Annotated in this window: 26 protein-coding genes; 8 read left to right on the forward strand and 18 right to left on the reverse strand. The window is 64.5% G+C overall.

Annotated elements, in window-relative coordinates; translation table 11 throughout:
* Window positions 1-95 precede the first annotated feature (95 nt).
* Complete coding sequence (locus KRX52_RS16025; RefSeq protein ID WP_217682732.1) at window positions 96-488, forward strand: globin; 393 nt, start codon at window positions 96-98, stop codon at window positions 486-488.
* A gap of 349 nt (window positions 489-837) precedes the next feature.
* Here KRX52_RS16025 and KRX52_RS16030 read toward each other — a convergent pair whose 3' ends face one another.
* From KRX52_RS16030 to glnT, 5 genes are all read right to left on the reverse strand, one after another.
* On the reverse strand, window positions 838-2,118 hold the full coding sequence (locus tag KRX52_RS16030; protein WP_217682960.1) for an ammonium transporter: 1,281 nt from the start codon (window positions 2,116-2,118) through the stop codon (window positions 838-840).
* Between the two features lie 332 nt (window positions 2,119-2,450).
* Window positions 2,451-3,773 carry an FMN-binding glutamate synthase family protein gene (locus KRX52_RS16035; protein ID WP_217682733.1) on the reverse strand — a complete coding sequence of 441 codons (1,323 nt, stop codon included), beginning with the start codon at window positions 3,771-3,773 and terminating at the stop codon, window positions 2,451-2,453.
* 257 nt (window positions 3,774-4,030) lie between these two features.
* The gene (locus tag KRX52_RS16040) at window positions 4,031-4,714 is read right to left on the reverse strand and encodes a GltB/FmdC/FwdC-like GXGXG domain-containing protein (RefSeq protein ID WP_217682734.1); all 684 of its coding nucleotides are present in this window, start codon (window positions 4,712-4,714) and stop codon (window positions 4,031-4,033) included.
* An 11-nt stretch (window positions 4,715-4,725) separates the two neighbouring features.
* Window positions 4,726-5,631 (reverse strand): class II glutamine amidotransferase, encoded by a 906-nt coding sequence (locus KRX52_RS16045; protein ID WP_217682735.1) that lies wholly within the window; start codon window positions 5,629-5,631, stop codon window positions 4,726-4,728.
* Between the two features lie 61 nt (window positions 5,632-5,692).
* A complete protein-coding gene (glnT, locus tag KRX52_RS16050) occupies window positions 5,693-7,027 on the reverse strand; it encodes a type III glutamate--ammonia ligase (RefSeq protein WP_217682736.1) in 1,335 nt (444 codons plus the stop codon).
* A gap of 253 nt (window positions 7,028-7,280) precedes the next feature.
* Here glnT and KRX52_RS16055 point away from each other — a divergent pair, with 253 nt between their 5' ends.
* The 3 genes from KRX52_RS16055 to KRX52_RS16065 all read left to right on the forward strand — a co-directional run bounded on the left by KRX52_RS16055 (window position 7,281) and on the right by KRX52_RS16065 (window position 9,815).
* Window positions 7,281-7,880, forward strand: coding sequence for a helix-turn-helix domain-containing protein (locus tag KRX52_RS16055; RefSeq protein ID WP_217682737.1), 600 nt, complete (start codon window positions 7,281-7,283; stop codon window positions 7,878-7,880).
* Between the two features lie 108 nt (window positions 7,881-7,988).
* Window positions 7,989-8,327 carry a hypothetical protein gene (locus KRX52_RS16060; RefSeq protein ID WP_217682738.1) on the forward strand — a complete coding sequence of 113 codons (339 nt, stop codon included), beginning with the start codon at window positions 7,989-7,991 and terminating at the stop codon, window positions 8,325-8,327.
* Window positions 8,328-8,360: 33 nt separating this feature from the next.
* Window positions 8,361-9,815 carry an ATP-dependent nuclease gene (locus KRX52_RS16065; RefSeq protein ID WP_217682739.1) on the forward strand — a complete coding sequence of 485 codons (1,455 nt, stop codon included), beginning with the start codon at window positions 8,361-8,363 and terminating at the stop codon, window positions 9,813-9,815.
* 387 nt (window positions 9,816-10,202) lie between these two features.
* On the opposite strand, the gene KRX52_RS16070 is transcribed toward KRX52_RS16065, so the two are convergent.
* Both KRX52_RS16070 and KRX52_RS16075 read right to left on the reverse strand, forming a co-directional pair.
* Window positions 10,203-10,826 carry a trimeric intracellular cation channel family protein gene (locus KRX52_RS16070; protein ID WP_217682740.1) on the reverse strand — a complete coding sequence of 208 codons (624 nt, stop codon included), beginning with the start codon at window positions 10,824-10,826 and terminating at the stop codon, window positions 10,203-10,205.
* A complete protein-coding gene (locus KRX52_RS16075; RefSeq protein WP_217682741.1) occupies window positions 10,823-12,091 on the reverse strand; it encodes an amidohydrolase in 1,269 nt (422 codons plus the stop codon). The genes KRX52_RS16070 and KRX52_RS16075 overlap by 4 nt, the downstream gene beginning before the upstream one ends.
* A 231-nt stretch (window positions 12,092-12,322) precedes the next feature.
* On the opposite strand from KRX52_RS16075, the gene KRX52_RS16080 reads away from it, so the two are divergent.
* The gene (locus KRX52_RS16080; RefSeq protein ID WP_217682742.1) at window positions 12,323-13,789 is read left to right on the forward strand and encodes an MFS transporter; all 1,467 of its coding nucleotides are present in this window, start codon (window positions 12,323-12,325) and stop codon (window positions 13,787-13,789) included.
* Window positions 13,790-13,955: 166 nt separating this feature from the next.
* Here the strand turns inward: KRX52_RS16080 and KRX52_RS16085 are convergent, their stop codons facing one another.
* The 5 genes from KRX52_RS16085 to KRX52_RS16105 form a co-directional block, all read right to left on the reverse strand.
* Complete coding sequence (locus KRX52_RS16085) at window positions 13,956-14,276, reverse strand: DUF2388 domain-containing protein (protein WP_217682743.1); 321 nt, start codon at window positions 14,274-14,276, stop codon at window positions 13,956-13,958.
* A 105-nt stretch (window positions 14,277-14,381) separates the two neighbouring features.
* Window positions 14,382-14,678, reverse strand: coding sequence for a hypothetical protein (locus KRX52_RS16090; protein ID WP_217682744.1), 297 nt, complete (start codon window positions 14,676-14,678; stop codon window positions 14,382-14,384).
* Window positions 14,679-14,919: 241 nt separating this feature from the next.
* Entirely contained in the window at window positions 14,920-16,167 is a 1,248-nt protein-coding gene (locus KRX52_RS16095; RefSeq protein WP_302850388.1) for an AI-2E family transporter, read from the reverse strand.
* A gap of 370 nt (window positions 16,168-16,537) precedes the next feature.
* Entirely contained in the window at window positions 16,538-17,098 is a 561-nt protein-coding gene (locus tag KRX52_RS16100; RefSeq protein WP_217682746.1) for a lipid-binding SYLF domain-containing protein, read from the reverse strand.
* Window positions 17,099-17,221: 123 nt separating this feature from the next.
* Complete coding sequence (locus tag KRX52_RS16105; RefSeq protein WP_217682747.1) at window positions 17,222-17,368, reverse strand: lmo0937 family membrane protein; 147 nt, start codon at window positions 17,366-17,368, stop codon at window positions 17,222-17,224.
* A 209-nt stretch (window positions 17,369-17,577) separates the two neighbouring features.
* On the opposite strand from KRX52_RS16105, the gene KRX52_RS16110 reads away from it, so the two are divergent.
* Window positions 17,578-18,375: a Crp/Fnr family transcriptional regulator gene (locus KRX52_RS16110; protein WP_217682748.1), complete on the forward strand. Its 798-nt coding sequence runs from the start codon at window positions 17,578-17,580 to the stop codon at window positions 18,373-18,375.
* Here KRX52_RS16110 and KRX52_RS16115 read toward each other — a convergent pair.
* The 5 genes from KRX52_RS16115 to KRX52_RS16135 all read right to left on the reverse strand — a co-directional run bounded on the left by KRX52_RS16115 (window position 18,322) and on the right by KRX52_RS16135 (window position 21,197).
* Window positions 18,322-18,480 carry a DUF3309 family protein gene (locus KRX52_RS16115; RefSeq protein WP_217682749.1) on the reverse strand — a complete coding sequence of 53 codons (159 nt, stop codon included), beginning with the start codon at window positions 18,478-18,480 and terminating at the stop codon, window positions 18,322-18,324. The two genes, KRX52_RS16110 and KRX52_RS16115, sit on opposite strands and share 54 nt — an antisense overlap.
* A gap of 153 nt (window positions 18,481-18,633) precedes the next feature.
* Entirely contained in the window at window positions 18,634-19,551 is a 918-nt protein-coding gene (locus tag KRX52_RS16120) for a hypothetical protein (protein WP_367890555.1), read from the reverse strand.
* Window positions 19,552-19,575: 24 nt separating this feature from the next.
* A complete protein-coding gene (locus tag KRX52_RS16125) occupies window positions 19,576-19,953 on the reverse strand; it encodes a hypothetical protein (protein WP_217682750.1) in 378 nt (125 codons plus the stop codon).
* A 72-nt stretch (window positions 19,954-20,025) separates the two neighbouring features.
* Complete coding sequence (locus KRX52_RS16130; RefSeq protein WP_217682751.1) at window positions 20,026-20,856, reverse strand: BON domain-containing protein; 831 nt, start codon at window positions 20,854-20,856, stop codon at window positions 20,026-20,028.
* A gap of 131 nt (window positions 20,857-20,987) precedes the next feature.
* The gene (locus tag KRX52_RS16135) at window positions 20,988-21,197 is read right to left on the reverse strand and encodes a CsbD family protein (protein ID WP_217682752.1); all 210 of its coding nucleotides are present in this window, start codon (window positions 21,195-21,197) and stop codon (window positions 20,988-20,990) included.
* Between the two features lie 263 nt (window positions 21,198-21,460).
* Between KRX52_RS16135 and KRX52_RS16140 the strand changes: the two genes are divergently transcribed.
* Complete coding sequence (locus KRX52_RS16140) at window positions 21,461-21,823, forward strand: hypothetical protein (protein WP_217682753.1); 363 nt, start codon at window positions 21,461-21,463, stop codon at window positions 21,821-21,823.
* Between the two features lie 74 nt (window positions 21,824-21,897).
* On the opposite strand, the gene KRX52_RS16145 is transcribed toward KRX52_RS16140, so the two are convergent.
* Window positions 21,898-22,557, reverse strand: a complete 660-nt coding sequence (locus KRX52_RS16145; protein ID WP_217682754.1) for a M23 family metallopeptidase — start codon at window positions 22,555-22,557, stop codon at window positions 21,898-21,900.
* Between the two features lie 163 nt (window positions 22,558-22,720).
* On the opposite strand from KRX52_RS16145, the gene trhA reads away from it, so the two are divergent.
* On the forward strand, window positions 22,721-23,338 hold the full coding sequence (trhA, locus tag KRX52_RS16150) for a PAQR family membrane homeostasis protein TrhA (protein ID WP_217682755.1): 618 nt from the start codon (window positions 22,721-22,723) through the stop codon (window positions 23,336-23,338).
* The last annotated feature ends 26 nt before the right edge of the window (window positions 23,339-23,364 follow it).

Raw genomic sequence — 23,364 nt, forward strand, 5'->3', positions numbered from 1 at the left:
GAGATGTTACTTAAAAACAATTCATTCATTGTGGCCATTCTGCTTTAGCCGGCAGGTAGAGCCATCAGGGATGTTTCTTTTGAAAAAGGTATGTCATGAACGCTGCTAGTCGCGTGATGCAGAGCTATGGTCGATGCTGTGCCAGCACCTCCTTCTTCGATACTTTCTATGAAAACTTTCTCGCCAGCTCCCCGGCGATCCGAGATCGCTTCGTTAATACCGACATGATTGCGCAGAAGCAGCTGCTGCGGGCCGGCATCCTGAATCTGGTGCTGTTCGCACGCGGCATGTCCGATAGCAAACTGCGGGCTCTTGGCGAGAGCCACTCGCGCGCGGGCCTCAATATCAGACCAGAACTCTACGATCTGTGGTTCGAAGCTCTTATTCGCGCAGTCAAGTCGCATGACAGCAATGCCAACGATGAAGACATTTCCGCCTGGCGAGAAGTGCTGAGCAAAGGCATAGGCCTGATCAAGTCGTATTACTGATCGACAGTTCTTCTCTCCATACCCTGATGGCAGGGCGCCTGCTTTTAAGCTGGCTACCCCTGCCCGGCAGTCTGGGCATCTACAACTGCTCTGACACCTCCACTCTCGGCCTTTATGCTCATCCGGATCAAAGATGATTCCGCAATACGGGCATGGATAACCGCTGGCTAAGTGCTGGAGTTTCTGCGCGACAAAACAGGCTCGATCTTCACTGCGCAAGATCTCCTGATCTTTCAACCACAACTATTGTGCCGCTTACTCGATTGTTCAGAAAAGAAACTGCACGATCTGCAGACAGGAAAACGCCGGGCATCGCCCGGCGTTTTCGTTCAGCACTGCCAGAAACTCATCAGTGGCTGTACGCCCGCTCGTTGTGCTCGGCGAGGTCGAGGCCGATGTCCTCGACTTCCTCGTCCACGCGCAGGCCGACCAGCTTGTCGACCAGCTTGAGCAGTACCCAGCTGACCACGAAGCAGTAGACGAAGGTGAAGGCCACGCTCTTCACCTGCGCCCAGACCTGGGTGGCGATCTCGCTGCCTTCGACGTAGCCGCCCAGCTCCGGCACACAGAACACGCCGGTGAGGATGGCGCCGACCACGCCGCCGACGCCGTGCAGGCCGAACACGTCGAGGCTGTCGTCATAGCCGAAGCGCTGCTTCAGCGAGGTGACCGCCAGGTAGCACAGCAGGCCGCTGAGCAGACCGATGACCAGCGCACCGCCGGCGCCGACGTAGGCGCAGGCCGGGGTGATGCCGACCAGGCCGGCGATGGCGCCGGAAGCCAGACCCATGGCGCTCGCCCGACCGGTCTTCACCAGCTCGATGAGCATCCAGCCGACGATGCCGGCGCAGGCGCCCAGCTGGGTGTTGAGCATGGTGATGCCCGACACGGTGCCGACCCCGGCGGCAGAACCGACGTTGAAGCCGAACCAGCCGACCCACAGCAGCGCAGCACCGGCCATCGCCAGCGGCAGGTTGTGCGGCTTGATCTCGACATGCGGATAGCCCTTGCGCTTGCCCAGCAGCAGGCAGGCGGCCAGCGCGGCGACACCGGCGTTGATGTGCACCGCGGTGCCACCGGCGAAGTCCAGCGCACCCCAGTTGTGCATCAGTGCACCCGGACCGCCCCAGACCATGTGCGCCATCGGCGCATAGACGAAGGTGAACCACAGCGCCATGAACACCAGCGCGGCGACGAACTTCATGCGCTCGGCGAAGGCGCCGGCGATCAGCGCCGGGGTGATGATGGCGAAGGTCATCTGGAAGGTGATGAACACCCCTTCCGGCATGCCCAGCACCAGGCTGTCGCCCTTGAGGCCGGCGAGCATCGCCCGCTCCAGGCCGCCGACGAAGCTGTTGAAGCTGTATTCACCGGCCGTCATGCCGGTGGTGTCGATCACCAGGCTGTAGCCGTAGATCACCCACAACACGCCGATCACCCCGGCGATGGCGAAGCACTGGGAAAACAGCGAGAGCATGTTCTTGGCGCGCACCAGGCCGCCGTAGAACAGCGCCAGGCCCGGCAGGCACATGCACAGCACCAGCACGGTGGCGGTCATCATCCAGGCGGTGACGCCGGTATCCAGAGTGGGCGCGGCCTCCTCGGCCAGCGCCAGCGGCGCGAAGGTCATCAGCAACAGCGGCAGGGCACGGCTCAGCGTGCGACTTAGCGGTGAGGCAGATGGTGTTGGCAAAGCTTGTGGAGTGGTCGACATGGTGGTGCTCCTCAAACGGTCATGGGAATTTCCTGGCAGCTTGCAGAGTGCGTTCAAACTAAGACGGCGCCGGTCGCGGGTCCTCAGAGGAGTCCTGAAAAGTCGTCATTCCCGCGCAGGCGGGAATGACGGCAAGTGGCCTTTTCAGGGTTTCCTTGGCCGCGGGTATCCCGCGGCGGACCTCTTCACCAACCCCCGGCTACGTCATGCAAGAGCGGCGCCAGCCTCAGGCCGGCGCCGTAGCGGGCTCAGAACTGCTGGCCGGGAATCCAGGCGGTGCCGGCCAGCGGTACGCGGGCCATGGCGGCGGATTCCACGGTGAGGGCCACCAGATCCTCGGGGTCGAGGTTGTGCAGGTGCGACTTGCCGCAGGCGCGGGCCATGGTCTGCGCTTCCAGCACCAGCACGCGCAGGTAGTTGGCCAGGCGGCGGCCGCCCTCCACCGGGTCGAGGCGCTTGCTCAGCTCCGGGTCCTGGGTGGTGATGCCGGCCGGGTCGCGGCCGTTCTGCCAGTCGTCGTAGAAGCCGGCAGCCGAGCCGATCTTCTTCAGCTCGTCGTCCAGGCGCGGATGGTTGTCGCCGAGAGCGATCAGCGCGGCGGTGCCGATGGCCACCGCGTCGGCGCCCAGGGCCATGGCCTTGGCCACGTCGGCGCCGGTGCGGATGCCGCCGGAGACGATCAGTTGGACCTTGCGGTGCATGTCCATCTCCTGCAGCGCCTGCACGGCCTGCGGGATGGCGCAGAGGATCGGGATGCCGACGTGCTCGATGAACACTTCCTGCGTCGCGGCCGTGCCGCCCTGCATGCCGTCGAGGACGATCACGTCGGCGCCGGCCTTCACCGCCAGCTTGACGTCGTAGTACGGGCGGCTGGCGCCGATCTTCACGTAGATCGGTTTTTCCCAGTCGGTGATCTCGCGGATCTCGGCGATCTTGATCGCCAGGTCGTCCGGGCCGGTCCAGTCCGGGTGGCGGCAGGCGCTGCGCTGGTCGACGCCGATCGGCAGGGTGCGCATGCCGGCGACGCGCTCGGTGACCTTCATGCCCAGCAGCATGCCGCCGCCGCCCGGCTTGGCGCCCTGGCCGAGGACGATCTCGATGGCGTCGGCCTTGCGCAGGTCGTCGGGGTTCATGCCGTAGCGCGACGGCAGGTACTGGTAGACCAGGTGCTGCGACTGGCCGCGCTCTTCCGGGGTCATGCCGCCGTCGCCGGTGGTGGTGCTGGTGCCGGCGATGGTCGCGCCGCGGCCGAGGGCTTCCTTGGCGTTGGCCGACAGCGCGCCGAAGCTCATGCCGGCGATGGTCACCGGGATCTTCAGGTGGATCGGCTTCTTGGCAAAGCGGGTGCCGAGCACCACGTCAGTGCCGCACTTCTCGCGGTAGCCTTCCAGCGGGTAGCGCGACATGCTGGCACCGAGCAGCAGCAGGTCGTCGAAGTGCGGCACCTTGCGCTTGGTGCCACCGCCGCGGATGTCGTAGATGCCGGTTTCGGCGGCGCGCTGGATTTCCTGGATGGTCAGGCGGTCGAAGGTGGCGGACTCGCGCAGTACCGGGGTGTGTTTCTCGCTCATTTCGAATTCCTCGTTGGGTGGCGCCCGCGACTCGGGCGGGCTGCCTGGTGCGCATGGCGCACCCTACGTTGTTCAGTGCCCCCGCCGCGGGGCGGGGTCTTGGTGCGCATGGCGCACCCTACGTTCACGGTTCGGCGGCTTCGGTGCGCATGGCGCACCCTACGTGGGGTTGGTGCCAGGCGTAGGGTGCGCCGCGCGCACCTCACACTCGTGTCCCGTAGGGTGCACCGCGCGCACCGGCCGGGGGCCGGGCTCGATCAGTACGCCGAAGCGTTGTCGACCTTGAAGTTGTACAGCTGGCGGGCCGAGCCGTAGCGCTTGAAGCTGGCCGGGTCTTCGTCGAAGCCGGCGCGATTGAGCAGATCGGCCAGCTCTTCCAGGTGCTCGGCGCGCATCTCCTTCTCGATGCAGTCCGAGCCCAGCGACTTGACAGTGCCCTTCACGTAGATGCGCGTCTCGTACAGCGAATCGCCCAGCGCATCGCCGGCATCGCCGCACACAACCAATCTGCCCGCCTGACCCATAAAGCAGCTCATGTGGCCGATGCTGCCGCCGACCACGATGTCGACGCCCTTCATCGAGATGCCGCAGCGCGCGCCGGCGTCGCCCTCGATCACCAGCAGCCCGCCGTGGGCGGTGGCGCCGGCGGCCTGGGAGGCGCTGCCCTTCACCCGTACCGAGCCGGACATCATGTTCTCCGCCACGCCGACGCCGACGTTGCCGTGCACGGTGATGCTGGCCTTCTGGTTCATCCCGGCGCAGTAGTAGCCGGCATGGCCCTGGATATCGACGGACAGCGCTTCGTTGATGCCCACGGCGAGGTTGTGCTTGCCGTCCGAATGGGTGACGACCCACTCGCGTTCTTCAAGAGTCTTCACCTGGTCGTGCAGGGCCTGGTTCAGATCGCGCACAGTGGCGGTGGAAAGGTCGATGGTTTTCATGTGTGCGCTCCTCAGGCGGACTTGCGTTCCCAGATGTACATGGTGGCCGGCTCGGGTTCCCAGACCTTGGCCTTGTCGATGCCCGGCAGGCTGGCCAGCGCCTGGTACTCCGAGGCCATGGCCACGTAGTCGTCGGTCTCGGCGAGGATCGCCGGCTTGCAGGCGATCGGGTCGCGGATCACCGCGAAGCCGTTGCGGGTGCCGATGGCGAAGGTGAAGAAGCCGTCGAGGTCTTCCAGCGAGTGGTCCAGCGCTGCCTTCAGCGAGTCGCCCTCCTGTAGGCGCCAGGTCAGGTAGCCGGCGGCCACCTCGGTGTCGTTGAGGGTTTCGAAGGTGATGCCCTTGCGCTTGAGTTCTTGGCGCAGACGGCTGTGGTTGGACAGCGAGCCGTTGTGCACCAGGCACAGGTCGGCGCCGGTGGAGAACGGGTGGCTGCCCTCCATGGTCACCGCGCTCTCGGTGGCCATGCGGGTATGGCCGATGATGTGGCTGCCCTTCATGTTCGCCAGCTTGAAGCGCTCGGCGATTTCCGCCGGCAGGCCCATGCCCTTGAGGATCTCGATGCTCTGCCCGGCGCTCATGATGCGCACTTGCGGGGCCAGCTCGGCCAGCGCGGCGCGCACCACGGCCTCCTCGGCGGCGACCTTGAGCACCGCGGCGCTGGCGTTCTGGAACCAGTCCAGCGAGCAGCCCAGGCGGCCTTCCAGCGCGCCCATCAGGGCCTTCCAGTCGTACTCGCCGACCGTGCTCTGCAGGGTCAGCTTGACCCAGCCGTCCTTCACTTCGTCACCGTAGATGGCAAAGCCGGCGCTGTCCGGACCGCGGTCGGTCATGGCCAGCAGCATCGGTTCGAACAGCTTGCCGAGCTGGGACTCCAGCGCCGGGTTCTTCAGGTAGAGACCTACGATTCCACACATATCTATGACTCCTGCAACAATTCGACTTGGCCTTCGCACTCCCCCGCAGGGAGCGCAGGCATCAGAAAAATTCGGTGTAACGCTGGATTTCCCAGTCGGAGACATGGCGGCTGTACTCCACCCACTCCATGCGCTTGAGCTTGATGAACTCGTCGACGATCTGCGGGCCGAGCACCTCGCGGAACAGCGGGTCGGCCTCCAGCGCGTCGCAGGCTTCCTTGAGGCTCTGCGGCAGGGTGGCGATGCCGCGACCGGCGATCTCCTCCAGGCTCAGGTTGTAGAGGTTCTCGTTGCACACCGCGCCCGGCTCGAGCTGGCGGTCGATGCCGTCGAGGCCGGCGGCGATGATCGCGGCGCTGACCAGGTACGGGTTGCAACCGGCGTCCGGCAGGCGGAACTCGATGCGCCCGTAGGGGATGCGCACCATCGCCGAGCGGTTGTTGGCGCCGTAGGTGATGAAGGCCGGCGCCCAGGTCGCCCCGGACAGCGAGCGGCCCACCACCAGGCGCTTGTAGGAGTTCACCGTCGGCGCGGCGAAGGCGCACAGCGCCGGGCCATGGGCCAGCAGGCCGGCCATGAAGTGGTAGGCCATCTTCGACAGGCCCATGCCGCTCGGGTCGCTGGCGTCATGGAACAGGTTCTTGCTGGTGGCGCTGCTGATCGACAGGTGGAAGTGCATACCGTTACCGGCGCGCTTGGGGTCCGGCTTGGGCATGAACGAGCAGATCATGCCCAGCTCGTTGGCGATCTCGCCGGCGGCCATGCGGAAGAAGGTGAAGCGGTCCGCCGAGGTCATGGCGTCGCTGTAGGTGTAGTTGATCTCGAACTGGCCGTTAGCGTCCTCGTGGTCGATCTGGTAGATCTCGAAGCCGACCGGCTGCAGCGCCTCGGTCAGCCTTTCCAGGAACTCGCGGGAGCGCGACAGGCCCTTGTAGTCGTAGCAGGGCTTGTCCAGGTTGTCCGAGGCGTCCACCAGTTGCAGCTTGCCGGCGCCGTCGCGCTGGAACAGGCTGAACTCCGGCTCCAGGCCGGTGTTGAGGGTCCAGCCCTTGTCGCTCAGGCGCTGCACCTGCTGCTGCAGCACGTAGCGGCTGTCGTAGGGCCAGGGCTCGTCGTTGACGTGGCCGATGCACACCACCCGGCCGTAGCCCGGCTGCCAGGGCACCGGGGTCAGGGTCGACAGGTCGCCCTTGGCCATGAAGTCCGGGCCGTGGGGCTCCATGCCCATGCCGCAGATGGCGAAACCGGCAAAGCCGGCGCCGGCCTCGGCGACCGCCTCCAGGCCGCAGATCGGTACCGACTTGGTCTTGGCGGCGCCATGGATGTCGACAAACTGCGCCAGCACATACTTGATGCCGTGCTGTTCGATGATTTTCTGGGTTTCGCTGGGCAACATGGGCGGTTGGCTCCTCGGTCGCTGATGCTTTATTCCGCTGGGGAAATTTACTTTCACCAAAAGAAATGCAAACACCTTGCCAACCTTGCCCACCGCTCGCCAACCCGGCAAAAACCCCGCAATCCTTCTATCTATATGGGAAAGATGGTTTCATACCGGGAAATCGACGCGTCAGGACGGACCCCGCTCGTTCGAACCCCGTTCATTCTTGGTGCGAATCTTATATTCTTGAACTGAAAGAGTGCAGGCCAGCATGAGAAAATCCGACGACAACCAGCCTCGCCTCAAGCTGGAGCAGTACCTGGGCATGCAGATCAAGCGCCAGCGCCAGGCCCAGGAACTGAAGATCGCCGACGTCGCGCGCATCGCCGGCATCAGCCAGGGCATGCTCAGCAAGATCGAGAACGCCCAGGTCTCCACCAGCCTCGACACCCTCAGCCGCCTGTGCGACGTGCTCGGCATGCCGATGTCCAAGCTGTTCAGCCAGTACGACCAGCAAGGCAGCGGCGCGCTGCTGGTCAAGGCCGGCGAAGGGCTCGAAGTGGTCCGTCGCGGCACCGACAAGGGCCACACCTACCACCTGCTCAACCACACCCGCGGGCCGAAGAAGACCTTCGAGGCCTACATGGTCGACATGGGCGACGCCAGCGAAGTGTTCCCGACCTTCTCCCACCCCGGCACCGAGTTCCTCCATCTATTGGAAGGCGAACTGGTCTACCGCCACGGCAACCAGCTCTACTCCATGGGCCCCGGCGACAGCCTGACCTTCGACGGCGAAGTGCCGCATGGGCCGGAGCAACTGGTGAAGGTGCCGATCAAGCTGTTGTCGGTGGTGAATTATGGGAAGGAGTGAGGGAGAGTCCCCGCTCGTCTACTGACGCATTCCCCTTCTGCGGGAATGCGTAAAGCAAGGAAGGACATGCCTCGCGTGTGAGGCGGAACGGCACCGAGGGAGCGGTCCATGATCAATGACCTACCGAGTCTCAAGGCGGCGGCCTTCGGGCGCTGCGTCAGCCGCGCTCGCGAAGAATACCGGCGCGGCCCCAGCACCTTCGCAACCGCCTTCCCCCGTCAGAAAGCCACTACCCCCAACATCGGCTGCGCTTGTAAGGCGGCGCCGAATATGGACCGGCACCAAATTCAGAGCGAGCGCCTCGGCGTCCCGCAAAGCACCCGCGACGTGTCGATGATCGTGCCCACGCTCCCGCGTGGGCACACAGCCCGGCCGCTCCTGCGGCTGGACGCGAAGCGTCCAGAGTTCGGGCACCCACGCTGGAGCGTGGGTGCCATCAAGACGTAGACTTCTACAATCACATAAAAAGGAAATACACCAATGGACCAGAGTGAAATTTATAAACTTCGCGAACAAATGCAAGCCGATCTATGGCCAAAATTTGTTAATAGCATTGAAATTGAGGGACTTCGTGGGTGGTCTGGTCAATCTGTGCAATTTAAATTCCCCGTTGTCGCTGTTGTAGGTGAAAACGGAACAGGAAAGACAACGCTACTGAAATCGCTCGCATGTTGCTATGAGGCAGCTGAAAAATCCGACACATATTATCCTTCTGATTTCTTTCAGGACACCCCTTGGGATAGAGTTGAGGGCGTTGCAATCAAATACTCTATAAAACAAGGTGACACCATTCAGAGCTACCGCATTAGCAAAAAAACATCCCGATGGAATTTCGGCGACAACAGACCTAAACGCAAGGTAATATATCAAGATATTTCAAGAACATTACCCATTGATGCAACCGCTGGGTACGCACGGATCGCAAAGATGGGAAAAACAGAAACCACCAGCGAAAACATATCAAACGAAAACCTTACTCATTTGTCGCATGTATTAGGTCGACAATATGAATCTGCGAGATTCGCAAAGTCCGACGTCTCCGCCCACTCGGTTGGGTTATTCAAGAGATCATTCGGAGAATTCAGCCAATACCACCAAGGTGCAGGCGAGGACGCCACCCTCGATCTTTTCAGAATCCTGGAAACAATCCCGCAAACCAGCTTACTAATTATCGATGAGGTTGAAGCTTCACTTCATCCAAAGGCACAGAGGAGGTTAATTGACTTTCTCATGAAGCTCTCACGTAAGAAGAGATGCCAGATTGTGGTCTCTACGCACAGTCCGTATATTCTTGAGCAACTCCCCCAAGAGGCTAGAGTTCTTCTGGTACCCGGAAGTCAAGGGACGAATGTAATTTACGGCGCAAGCGTAGAATTTGCCATGAGCCGAATGGATGACCAAGTTCATCCGGAGATGGCAGTTTATGTTGAGGATCGGGAGGCGGAAATATGGTTGCGCGAAATATTAGTGTCAGACGAAAACAGAGCACAGGTCGTTGATCGTCTTGATATTTGCCCTGTTGGGCCAGCGAACGTAGTGCAGACCATGGGGGCACTGGGTGCTGAAGGCCGCCTCCCGACTCTAAAGAATCTTGCAATCTTGAATGGAGATAAAGAACCAAGTCAAGGCTGCATTGTTCTGCCAGGCGAATATGCGCCTGAAGTCGTGATCTATAACGAGTTAAAAGAAAAAAACTGGGCAGATCTTCCTGAGAGAATAGGCATTGGCGCAGGGACTTTATTTGCGGATTTAGAAGATATCATGACAGACCCAGAGCATCATAACTGGAACAGAAAACTAGGTGACAAGGTCCGCAAATCTCATCTCTCGGTATGGGAAACTCTTGTTTCCGAGTGGGTACGGACTTGTTTGACTGATACTGACAAAGAGAGAATATACCGCTCAGTTGAAGATGTATTAGCGCAGGACTGTTAATACCCAAAAGTATGTAATGTAGAAAACTCGCCCAGCGATTTTCTACCGCTCTGCCGGGTGAGGTACTCCAAGGTGGGCAACGCCTCCAGCAAGTAGGGTAGAAAACTCGCGCCGCGATTTTCTACCACGGCGCCGGCACGGCGCCCCACGGTGGGCAATGCCTGCGGCAGTTGCCCACCTACGGCTAGCGAAACCGTGGTTTCCCACGACTACCCAGAGCTTGTCTTTATGATCGTGCCCACGCTCCCGCGTGGGTACGCCACATAGCCGCTCCTGCGGCGGGACGCGGAGCGTCCATCGTTCCGGCTCCCGCGCCGGAGCGTGGGAGCCATCGGCACCTCTCACGAAACCGGGTTGCGCCGGGCGCCACGAGGCCTACGGCTCGCCTCAGCGCCGCTCGGCCACGTTCAGCCGCAAATGCCACCCATAGCGCAGCGACAGCAGGCGCAGGACGAAGCACGCCGCGATGGCCAGCCAGGTCAGCCAGTTGCGCGACCAGCCCAGTGCTTCGCCGAGTACCAGGATGCTGGCGCCGAGCAGCGCGGCGGTCGCGTAGATTTCCTTGCGCAGGATCGCTGGCACGCGGTTGAGCAGCACGTCGCGGGCGATGCCGCCGCCGACCGCGGTGGTGGTGCCGAGGAGGATCGCCACCTCGTAGTTATGGCCGTAGGCCAGCGCCTTGTGCGCGCCGGTGACGGCGAACACGCTGAGGCCGAGGGCGTCGAACAGCAGCACCGGGTAGGCCAGGCGCTCGACCAGCGGGCCGGCCCCTATCGTGAGCAGCGCGGCGAGCACCGCGGTAACCAGATAGCTCCAGTCACTCAGGCCGACCGGCGGGGTGGCGCCGATGCACAGGTCGCGCACCACACCGCCACCGACCGCGGTGATGAAGGCGACCATCACCACGCCGAACAGGTCGAGGCGCCGCTGCAGGGCTGCGGTGGCGCCACTGATGGCACAGGCGAAGACCCCGGCGAGATCCAGCGCGACGAACAGGGTCTGTGCGTTCATGCCTCCGCGGCGTCCGCGCACAGCCAGGCCGAGGCGGCGGTCAGCATGGCCTGCAGGCCGGTCTTCAGGGTGGGATGCAGCACTGGCGCGTACTGCGGCGAGTGGTTGCTGGGGATGGCGTTGAGCTGCTGGCGCGCCTTGGCTTCCCGGTAGGTCTGCGCATCGGTGCCGCCGACGAACCAGAACACGTAGGGCACGCCCCAGCGCCGGCCGAAGATGCTGAAGTCCTCGCTGGCCGGGGCCGGCTGGGTTTCGAAGGCACGCTCGGCGAACTGGCTGCGGAAAGCGGCGGCCACCCGCGCGGTCGCGGCGGCGTCGTTCTCGGTCAGCGGATAGGCGTTGAGGGTGGTGAACTCCGGCTCGCGCGGTGCGTTGGACGCCGTGCACTCGGCGCAGCAGATCCGCTTCACCGCGGCCAGCACGTGCTCGCGCACGCCTTCGCTGTAGGTGCGGATGTTCAGCTTGAGGGTGGCGTCGTCGGGGATGATGTTTTCCTTGGTGCCGGCCTGCAGCGCGCCGACGGTGACCACCGCGCTGTCCAGCGGCGCGACTTCGCGCGAGACGATGGTCTGCAGGCGCATCACGGTCGACGCCGCCATCACCACCGGGTCGACCGAGTTGTGCGGCATCGAGCCGTGGGCGCCGCGGCCGAACAGCTTGACCTTGAGGCTGTCGCCGGCGGAGAGGATGGTGCCGCTGCGGTAGCCGACGGTGCCGGCCTCGCCGACCATCACGTGCTGGCCGAGGATCACCTCGGGCTTGGGAAAGCGCTCGATCATGCCGTCGTCCATCATGCTCTGCGCGCCGCGCCCGACCTCCTCGCCCGGCTGGAACACCGCCAGCAGGGTGCCGTGCCAGGCAGCGCGGTGCTCGGCCAGCAGGCGCGCCGCGCCCAGCAGCCAGGTCACGTGCAGGTCGTGGCCGCAGACATGGGAAACGCCGATCTCGGCGCCCTCCTCGTCGCGGGCCTTGACCTCGCTGGCATACGGCAGGCCGGTCGCCTCGGTCACCGGCAGTGCGTCCATGTCGGCGCGCAGCATGACCGTCGGCCCCGCTCCATTGCGCAGCACGCCGACCACGCCGGTGCCGCCGACGCCGCGGGTCACCTCGAAGCCGTGGGCGGCCAGGTAGTCGGCGGCGATGCCGGCGGTGCGGTGTTCCTGCATCGACAGCTCGGGGTGGCGGTGGAGATCCTTGTAGATGGCCTCCAGTTCGGGCAGCAGCCGGTCGAGCGGGGTATCCAGAGCGTCGGCAAGCGGGTTCATGCGCGGTTCTCCATGGCTGGGGAGCGAGCGCCGCCGGGCCGCGACAGCGGTATGCGGCACCCGTCGATGCGTGCTGCAAGCCTAGCATTGCCGAATGAGGCATTTGAATGGCACTGCGGATTCCGCTGGCCGAGGCGCTGCACAACATGGCAACGCCACCGCGGCTATGATCGGTGAAAGCCAATGCGCTGGAGTGACCCGGCTGCGTCTGAGCGTTTTGAGGAGTGAAGCATGAGCACGACCGTACAGGCCGATGTGCCGCCCGTCGGCAACGACCGCCTGCTGCTCGGCATCATCATGGGGGTGGTGGCCTTCTGGCTGTTCGCCCAGACCACCTTGAACATCGCCCCCGACATGCAGCGCGATCTGGGGCTGGGGTCCACCACCATGAACAACGCGGTGGCCATCACCTCGCTGTTCTCGGGCATTTTCATCGTGGTGATGGGCGGTCTGGCCGATCGCGTCGGCCGGCTGCGGATCACCCGGATCGGCTTCTACCTGAGCATCGCCGGCTCGCTGCTGGTGGCCGTCACACCGTCGGGCAGCCTGGCGGCGCCGGTGATGTTGGCCGGACGGGCGCTGCAGGGCCTGTCGGCGGCCTGCATCATGCCGGCCAGCCTGGCCCTGGTGAAGGCCTACTGGGATGGCGCCGGGCGCCAGCGCGCGATCAGCCTGTGGTCCATCGGTTCCTGGGGCGGCTCGGGCCTGTGCTCGCTGCTCGGCGGCCTGATGGCGGAGAACTTCGGCTGGCGTTCGATCTTCTGGGTCGCCATCGCGGTCAGCATCCTCGGCCTGTGGCTGATGCGCGGCACGCCGGAAAACAAGGCCGACACCCAGGGCGACTACCGCTTCGACCTGCCCGGCGTGCTGAGCTTCATGGTGGCCATGCTGGCGCTGCAGGTGCTGGTGACTCAGGGCAACAAGCTGGGCTGGACCAGCCCGCTCGGCCTCGGCTTGCTGGCGGTGACGGTGGTCATGGGGCTGCTGTTCCTGCGCATCGAAAGCCGCTCGGCCAACGCCTTCTTCGACTTCAGCCTGTTCAGGAACCCGACCTACACCGGCGCGACCCTCTCCAACTTCCTGATCAACGGCACGGCCGGCACGCTGATCGTGTCGCTGCAGCTGGTACAGCTGGGGGGCGGCATGAACGCGCAGCAGGCCGGCTTCCTGACCCTCGGCTATGCCGTCGCCATCATTGCCTTCATCCGCATGGGCGAGAAACTGTTGCAGCGCTTCGGGCCGCGCCTGCCGATGCTCTGGGGCTGCCTGATCACCGGCCTGGCCATAGCGCTGCTGATGCCGGCCAACCTGCTGCTGGCCGAGTATCGGATGCTCGCCGTGATCGGCTACACGCTGTTCGGCGTGGGCCTGGCGTTCTATGCCACCCCCTCGACCGACGCGGCGCTGGCCAACCTCCCGGCCGCCCAGAGCGGTTCGGGGTCGGGCATCTACAAGATGGCGTCGTCGCTGGGGGCGGCCTTCGGCGTAGCGATCTCGGCGGCCGTATTCACCGCGCTGACCGGCGACAACGGCAGCGTGAGCTGGCTCGAGGGCGTGATTACCTTCGCCGGGCGGCAGGACAACCTGGCGGTCCGCGAGGCGGCCTTCATCGCGCTGGGCTTCAACCTGCTGATGGTGGTGATCGCGATCGTCTCGATCATGCTCACCGTGCCCAAGGGCCGGAAGGTTCAGGGCTGAGGTCCTGCGGGGCGTCGTGGCAACTCAAGTGCAAGTGAGTCGAAGTGGCCGGTTTGAACCGCCCGAAACTCCATGTCGCGGGCAGTTCAAGAGGCTTTCGGCGGGATGGGTGCGAACAGCCAACTGCGGTCATTCAACCCGTCTACGCCAACGGGGACGACTCACTTTATCGAGCGGCGGAGTCCTGCGGTTGCGCGAGGATCGCGGCGGCCAGTTCCTGATCGCTCGCCTGCAAGCCGGGATGCTCGCGGCGGATCTGCTGCAGCGCGGCCTCCAGGTAGGCGCCGCGGATGGTGCCGCCGCTGGCGATGAAGCTGCTGGCGTCGTCCTTGGCAACCACGACGATCTTGTCGTCCTTGAAGGTGGAATACAGCGAGGCGGATATCCCCGCGGAGGTGGCGACATCTTCTACATCCACGCTGCCGGCCAGTGCCGAGGCGACGGGCAGGCAGAGCGCAAGCGAAGCGACAACAAGTGTGCGGCGCATGGCAATAACCCTCTGGCGGCCGAAACGGCCTACTGAGTTAGAACCGCGGCACAGGCTGGAATTCCCGGCCGCCGGGCACCGGCCATCGGTATCTATTGAGCCCCACTATACATAGGACTGACCTTTGAACCCCCGTGGCAGGCGCTGGAGTCCCGGCAGGTCGGTGAGCTTCTGCAGCCAGGCGGCGCGCCAGTGGTACGCGGCGTGAGCGGCCTTGGCGGCTTGCCGTGCGGCTCTGCGCGCCGCGTTGCGCTCGAGTCTGCGCGCCTCGCGGAACGCCTCGGTGCCACGGCAGTTGCGACATTTCACCCGCGCCACTTCCGTGGTGGAAACCAGCGTGTCGCCGTGGCGGCCGCAGGCGAGGTGCCCGGCGACCATGAAGTGGGTAACGTGAATGACCATCTGTGAATCTCCTGCGCAGAGTGTGGTACCCGCGAAGGCCTACCACATCTCACGGTTGGAAATGCCGCATCCCTGGCCGCCCCGCCGCCCTGGTTAACACGGCTATTCCATGGAGCTTCAAACCTGTTCGGGGCTTGATCGGTCGTGATCCCATCTATCTAGGTTAGACCACTCGAGAGGCTCGGGCCTCGCAATCCGTGCAGGCTAGTCAGGGCGTCGCAAAAGCTCACCAGGCGGCGGCTCAGCCCTTGCCGGGATCGACAGGTGGATCCGGTTCCGCTGGCTGCGTGCTTTCTTCCTTGTGGCGATCGGTGGCGATTTCGACGGCGATGGCGGCGGCCTGCTCGGCGGGCATGCCTTCGGCCCGGCGCTCGTACTCCGCCTCGCCCTGCTCGTCGCTCTTGCGGGTCTGCACATCGGCGGCCTGCTCCTGCTGCCCCGGCAACTCGACGCGGAGTTCCTCGATGAGCATCAGCAGGGCCGACGCCACGGGCAGGGACAGCAGTGCCCCGGGAATGCCACCCAGGACGGCCCCCACCAACAGCGCGAAGAAGATCGCCGACGACGGCAGGCGCAACGCACGTCCATAGACGTGCGGCACGATCAGGCGGTTCTCGACCTCCTCGTAGGCGAGCATCGACACCAGCACGATGCTGATGACGGTGATTCCCTGGGTGAGCACGGCCGCCACCACGGCCACCAGCGCCAGCAGGCTGCCGATGTAGGGCAGCACGTCGGCAACACCGGCGAAAATCGCGATGGCCAGGGCGTTGGGAGCACCACAGGCCGTCAGCAGAATGAACACGAAGATAGTCATGCACGCCGAGGTGATCGCCTGCCCGCGGATGTAACCGCCGACGATGGTTTCCAGACCCAGCATGATCCGCGATAGCCGCAGGTGGTGGGATATGGGCACCAGCAGGAACAGACCGCCGCGCAGGCGATCGCGGTCGAGCATGATGTACAGGGCGAGAAACACCGAGCTGAGGATGTAGGTGACGATTGCCACGACACTGCCGGAGAACTCCAGGGCCGTCGAGACGGTCACCGTTACCACGTCGCCGACGCGCAGGTCGCGGAGCATGTCCGCCAGGGGGCTGGTCAGCTTGAAGCCCTCCAGCCAGTCCGCCAGGTGCTCGCGCAGGATGGGCTCTTGATCGACCAGGTTGGTCGCCTGCTCGATCAGGGCCGGAATCGTCAAGGTGATGAACAGCACGGTAGCCACCATGATCCCGGTGAACACGATGGCGATGCCCAGGCCCCGGTGCATGCGCCGCCCCTCGAGCCAGCGGACCGCGGGCCCCATGGTGCCGACGATCATCAGCGCCGCCACCAGCACCAGGAGCACGGGCAAGAGCCGGCTCAGCACCCACAGGCCGGGGATGAGGAGAGTCAGGATAACGAGGGTACGGGGAGCGAATTCGATGCGAATCACTCGGCGCCGCGCCTCCTCTGGAGGACGCTCATCGGGTCCGCTAGTTGGCGCCATGTCGCCTCCTGTCCTGCAGCGCCCTGGCGATCGTCGGCCAAAGCCTCCCAGCGAAGCCGAGCCAGGACTTCAGGAACAGCCGGAGCCTCATGGCGTTTCGCAGGTCACCCGGGCATCTTTTCGCTAAGGCCCCCTCAGGTGCACCCACGCAGGAGGTACAGAATCAGCAGGATCGGGATCGGGACTCCCAACAGCCACAGCAGAATCCACCCCGCCTTCCCTTCTTCTTTGTTGCCCACGGCGATCACCCTTCACTCAGGCCGCATTTACCCCTCGCGCCCCCTGGCAGACAGGCCAGGGGGCCGCTCGGAATGCCACAGCACGCACGCTCAAGGCTTCAACAGAGCAGAAGCCTTGCAAGAGCCGACGTTCAGCGCTTGATCAGGGAAATCTTGGTGCCTTCGATGCTGACCCCGGCCATCAAGCCTTGCTGGTCGAAGACGAACGCGTAGGCATCGTCCTTCAGCGTCGAGCTGGACAGGTTCTTGGCCATCCCTTCGTCAACCACGACCACGGTCGGGCCCACGCCGATTTCCCAGCCCTTGGTCTCGCGCACATAGTTCACGGCCTTTTCGGTCATCAGGAACACCGCATACGCATACGACTGGGCGCCCGCCTGCAGTCCCCAGGAGCCGGTCACGGAGTTGTAGTAACCGTCCACCTTGGAGCCGCGCAACATCTCGCCCTCGCCATAGCTGCCACCGAACACCAGGCCCGCCTTGATGATCTTCGGGAAGACCAGCACCGCCTTGGCATTGCGCGAAATGGTTTCGGCAAATGGATGGGCCTTGTAGAGGATCTGCAACGCCTGCTTGGAATCCTTGTCCAGGTCTTCGGCGGTTGCGGCGCTGGCGTTGTTCAGCAGACTCGCCGACGCCAGGGATACGGTCGCGAGGATGATCGCGAGAAAGAACCTCATTGACTGGGTCATTTGCGTGCTCCGATAACAGTGATGGACCGCATGTGACGAACCACCGAGCAGTAGCTCGCGCATGCAACGAGCAGAATCCGCTCCCTGCGAGAGGCCATCCGGCGCCTCAAGGTGCCGTTCGCATCAGCCCCTGCGTCCTTGAATGAACTGGACCAGGATCACTACTATCGCCACCACCAGCAGGATGTGGATGAACCCGCCCATGGTGTAGGTCGAAACGAGTCCCAGCACCCAGAGGATTAGCAAGATAATCGCGATCGTCATGAGCATGTCTGTATCTCCGATCAATGTCTGGCAGCCATCTGCCTGTCGCCAGAGTGAGCGTAGACGCGGGGACGGGTCTGTTCGCTAGCAAACACAGCGCCGGCCGTATCGGTGCCTGGTATAGCGCTGCGCAGGCCGACCAATGGCGTGGGGGTGCTGCTGGACTATCCTTCCTTGCGACGAACGGAAAAGACGTTCCCAGCCAGGGTTACTCCATGACCGAGATGACCACGCCGCCAGAGAATCACTTTCTGGCCGCCCTGCCCGCCGAGGTGCGCAACCGTCTGCTGCCCCATCTCGAACGGGTGCCCATGCCGCTCGGCACGGTCCTCTACGAGTCCGGGGATCTCATGCGTCACGTCTATTTCCCGATCGACTGCATCGTGTCGATGCTCTACGTGATGGAAAGCGGCGCCTCGGCGGAAATCTCGATGGTGGGCAACGAAGGCTTCGTCGGCGTCGCCATGCTCATGGGCGGCGGCGGCACCACGGGGCGGGCGGTGGTGCAGAGCGCCGGTCATGCCTGGCGGCTGCTGGGCTCGCGGCTGCGCGAGGAGTTCGAGCGCCACGGCGAGTTGCAGCACCTGGTGCTGCGCTACACCCAGTCGCTGCTCACCCAGATGGCCCAGACGGCGGCCTGCAACCGTCACCACACCATCGACCAGCAGTTGTGCCGCTGGCTGCTGCTGTCGCTGGACCGCCTGCCGGACAACCACCTGACCATGACCCAGGAGTTGATCGCCAACATGCTGGGCGTGCGCCGCGAAGGCGTCACCGAGGCGGCCTGCAAGCTGCAGAAGCGCGGCGTGATCGAGTACAGCCGCGGGCATATCACGGTGCTGGACCGTCCCGTGCTCGAGCGGCTGAGCTGCGAGTGCTATGCCGTGGTCAAGCAGGAAACCGATCGCCTGCTGCCCTGGGTTCCCGTACGCCCGGGTGGGACGGCAACAACACGCAGGCTACAGCCGTCCCAGCAGCACCAGGACGAGCACGATGATCAGCACCAGCCCTAGTCCGCCCATCGGCGCGTAGCCCCAGTTGCGACTGTGCGGCCAGGTCGGCAGAGCGCCGAGCAGCATCAGGATCAGGATGATTAGCAGAATGGTACCCAGGCTCATGGCGTTCTCCGCGGACTCGTTGAGGCAGGCTCGCTGCACTGGGGCCACAAGCCCCACTCGGCTATCGGCACATCCACACAATGGGCGCATGGGCCGCCTCGACTCTGTTCGTCAGCACACACAGGGCGGAGTTTTTGTCAGCAGATACCGCCCCTAGCGGAGTTCCTGCTCCGGCGCCTGCTGGCGCTGGTTTTCATGGCGCTTCATCTTGAGGTAGACGCCGCTTGCCGGCTCCTGCAGTTGCAACGGATAGCGCCGGGCGCTGGCGTGCCAGAGCTGCAGGCGCCTCTCCTGCCGTTGCGCCGGCGGTGTCGACAGCGCGCCGAGGAAGGCCTCGATCGCCAGGTAGTAGCGCATGGTGTTGCGCTCGACCACCGCGCGCATGCCGCCGACATGGATCGGCTGCCCGTCGGCCTGACGCCCGACGGCGGTGAAACCCACCCGGTTGCGCCCGGCGGTCGCCAGGTAGCTCTGCATGGCCAGGCGCGCCGCCAGTCCGTAGCTGTACGCATAGGACATGTGCAGGAAGCTGCGCCGGGCATCGAGTGCCACCAGCTCCACGGCCATGCGGTAGCCACTGGTACCCAGCGGCCCACTCTCGGCGTTCAGCGCGAGGTGCAGGTAGTCGGGGGTGGCTGTCACCACCTGATAGCGGAACTCGAAAGCGTAGGCAGCGGACAGCGGCTGCTCGAAGTTGCGGCCGACGTCAATGCGCAGCCGGTCGCCGGAGGCCGGACGGCAGCTCTTCACGTTGGGGTGCAGGATCAGGATGTCGCACCAGTGCTCGCGGCCCTGCAGCGCCGGGCCGAGCACGGCGTAGGGCTGCTCGAAACGGGCGTAGATGTCGCCTTTAAGCTTGCCGGCTCTCTGGCTCGACTCGATGTACAGCGGCCGCTGGAACGGGTTGCTCTCCAGCTGCAGGCGCAAGGCACCATGGCGCGCCAGCAACGTTGCCGCGTCCTGGCCGCAGGCCAGCGGCAGCACCAGCAGGGCCAGCACGCAGAGCACGCCGGCGCGCAGCCGCACCGCCGCAGTCGCCCCCGCAGCTGCCAGCCGCCTTGGCGAAAGCACCTCCGCTATCCTCGCGGCCTTCGGCTAGCCGAGCTGGTCGATCATCACCGCGTTGCTGTAGATCAGGCTGCCATCTCTCGCCAGATGGCCGACCAGGTGGAACTGACCGCGCTGGGCTTCTCCGCCCAGATAGACGCGGAACTGGCAGTCGGACAAGGGACCGTAGCCCTCCGGCATGACCAGGTCCAGCGTGGCCATATCGGCATCGACCATGACTGCGTTCTCAGCCGAGCGCAGCGACGCCTCTGCCTCATGCGCCTCCATGGCCTTGTTCAGCTGCTCTTCGGCTTTCTCCAGCCGCAGATGGGTGGGCTCGCTGACGTAGAACTGGATGATACCCACCGGGGTGGACTTTTCATCGTCGCTGCCTTTCCGCCAGCCTTCGATGATCAAGGTATTCATGGCTAACCCTCCTGAAGCCGGCACCTTGATGCCGGCGAGATGTGATGGCGTATCAGCGCTGTAGCCGGCGCGCTAGTAGGTCAGGCCCTTGGCGTCGACGCTCTTCACGCCGCGCACGTTCTGCGCCAGCTCGATCGCCAGGTCACGCTCGGCCCCGCTGTGCACCTTGCCGCTCAGGGTGACGATGCCGCCCTGGGTGCTGACATCGATGTCGGTGCCGGCCACATTGCTGGAATACAGGAAAGTGGACTTCACCTTGGTGGTGATCCAGCTGTCGGCGATCTCGCCCTTGGTCTCGTTGGCGGTGCTCTTGGCGCTATCGACGGCGGTCGGCTTGCCGCTGGCGACCACCAGCTGGTTGTTCACCGAGACCACGCCGCGCGTGCCCATGGCCAGGCGCCCGGCGGTAGCCCTCGCCTCCTCGCTGTCGGCGGTGCCGCTCAGCGTCACCCGGCCCCGGCGGGTCTCGACCTTGGTGGCCAGGCCCTCGGCGTGGCGGCTCCACAGCAGCTTCGACTTGACCGCCGCGGTGATGCTGGCGTCCTCGATGCGCTCGCCATAACCGGGCTCGGGGCTCGGCTTGGGCATGTAGTCGGCCTTGACCACGATCTGGTTGTCCACCTCGGTGATGCCGCTCACGCCGAGGGCGATCTCCTTGGCCAGCTCCTTGTTGACCTCTTCCTCGACCGTACCGGTCAGCGTGGCCTTGCCGTTCTGCACCGACACCTTGAGGTCGAGAGCGCGCAGGTAGGGACTCAGGGCATAGGTGGTCCAGATCTGGGTTTCCTGGCGGGCATCGGTGACTTCCTGGGACACCGTGGCGGCGGCGACCATGCCGCTCACCGCGTTGAGCGCCAGGGCGATGCCGGCGGCGAGGATGAGCTTGCGCGGCTGTGCGTACATGTTGTCTCCCCCGTTGGAGAAGGGAACCGCTGCCGGTCGCGGAGCCTGACGGCGCCCGACCGGCATGAGTGTCGTCCCGACGGGCGAGAGTCCCGGCGCGGCCGGAACGGCGCAAATTCCGAATGGCCGCGCTACTTGATCTTGTCGAGGAATTCCTTGACCTGCTTTTCCGCTTCCTCGTGGGCGATGGCGTAGCGCTCCTGAATCAGGCCGGCGAGTTTGTCCTGGCGACCTTCGGCCTGCAGCAGCTCATCCTCGGTCAACTTGCCCCAGGCGAGCTTGGCGGCGCCGACCTGCTGTTTCCACTTGCCCTTGAGTTCGTCTGCACTGGGTAGGCTCATGATGGTTTGTCCTCTAGACCGGCGACCTCGCGTAATTGCGTAGCGCCGGAAGCAGAACAATGGCAGTGAACGAACCCTGCATCGGTGCGCTGGCCCACTTATGCCATTCGGTTTCGGGCAACGCGCAAAACTGCGAGCGCAGGCCTGAACAGGCTCCGCCCGAGCGGCGCCAAATTTTTCTACGCTGAGGGAAGGTTGGCGCAGGTGAGTTAGCGCCTGGCCTGTCAGCGAACCCTTCGGAACCGACAAGGCAGGGAACCCGGATGAGCCCCATTTACGAGCCCCACCACACTCCCCCCATCCCCACAGCCCGGTTCGCTCTGCGCATGCTGACGCACGCTGGCGTGGCCCTGGTGGTGATCACGATCTCGCTGTTTTTCGGCATGCTCGGTTACCAGCACTACGAGCAGATGTCCTGGACCGATGCCTTCGTGAACTCGGCGATGCTGCTCGGCGGAATGGGGCCGGTCAAAACCGTCGACCTGAGCCAGGCGGGGAAGATCTTCGCGGGTATTTATGCGCTGTATGCCGGCCTGGTGTTCATCGCGGTGATGAGCATCATGCTGGCGCCTGTGGTGCACCGGGTGCTGCACCGCTTTCACTGGGAAGAGGAAGGGCAGAAGTGACGCGCAGCGGTCCACGCCGAGCCTGCCTAAGACAATCCGCCGAGCGGTCACGCTGACCCGCTTCGCGCCGCGAGTCAGCGGTTCGCGTCATTGAGGAACGGGTACGGATTGACCGCCGCGCCTTGCCACCACTGCCTCTCGGGCCCCAAACGGAAGATCGCGAAATGCAGGTGGGGCGCAGCGGCCGCCGCATTGCCGGTGGTGCCGACATAGCCCAGCAGATCCCCGCGCTTGAGCTTGGCGCCCTCGCTCAAGCCGGGGGCATAGGCATTGAGGTGCGCGTAGTAGTAGGCGAACTGCTCATCGGGATCGAACTGGTAGATCGTCAGCCCTCCGGGCACGCTGTTGAATAGCTTGACCACCTGTCCATCACCAGCGGCGATGACCGGCGTGCCGAGGGGCGCCGCAATATCGATCGCCTCGTGTCGGTGCAGGCCGCGGCACTCGTTGAAGGAGTCGCGCAGGTTCTCCCGCGGGACGCCGTCGACCGGGACGATCAAGCCCGCCGCGGTGAGCCGCGCAGCATCCTCGGCCGCCAAACGCTCGGTGGCGCGCTCGGGACTGGCCATGTCGGCCGATTCCTTCGCCGCCCCGCCGTCGACAGCGCACGTTTCACTGTCCGCCACGCGGCCATGGGGCAAGGGCAGGGTCAACGCGACGGCCAGCATCAATGCGCCAGGCGCCGAGGCGAGTCGGCGCATGAGCGCATGAGTGGCTGAGCGGGGCGTCATCATGGCGGCAGAATCTCCGGCGCTGACAGATGAACTCTAGATTTACCTGGGCAAGATCACCTCCCGATGGCCCGGATGTGCTGAACTGTCATTACGGGCCGCAGTGATCGCGACCGCCGCCCCTGCAGGATGCTCATGCCCGTATCGACGCGTGAGGCAGGCAATCATGTACCACGGTGAACGCTTCAACGCCTGGACCCATCTGGTCGGCGCGGTGCTGGCCGGTATCGGCGCGGTCTGCCTGCTGGTGCCGGCCGCGTGGGAGGGCGAGCCGCTGAAGATCGGCAGCGTCGCGGTCTACGGCGGCAGCCTGGTGCTGCTCTACGTGGTCTCCACCGCCTATCACAGCGTGCGCGGCCCGGCGAAGGTGGTGCTGCGCAAGCTCGACCACCTGTCGATCTACCTGCTGATCGCCGGCAGCTACACGCCGTTCTGCGTGGTGACCCTGCAGGGGCCCTGGGGCTGGTCGCTGCTCGGGCTGGTGTGGGGGATGGCGCTGGTCGGCATGCTGCAGGAACTCAAGCCGCGCTCCGAGGCGCGGGTGCTGTCGCTGGTGATCTATGCGCTGATGGGCTGGAGCGCCGTGCTGGCGCTGGGGCCGCTGGCCGACGCCCTCGGCGAGGGCGGGCTGGGCTGGCTGGTCGCCGGTGGGCTTGCCTACACGGTCGGCATCGTCTTCTTCGTCTTCGACGACCGCTTCCGTCACTGGCACGGCATCTGGCACCTGTTCGTGATTGGCGGCAGCACGCTGCACTACGTGACGGTACTGGTGTATGTGGTGTGAAGACACCGATAGACAAGCGCCGGCCC

The sequence above is a fragment of the Geopseudomonas aromaticivorans genome, assembly GCF_019097855.1.
Taxonomy (GTDB): Bacteria; Pseudomonadota; Gammaproteobacteria; order Pseudomonadales; family Pseudomonadaceae; genus Geopseudomonas; species Geopseudomonas aromaticivorans.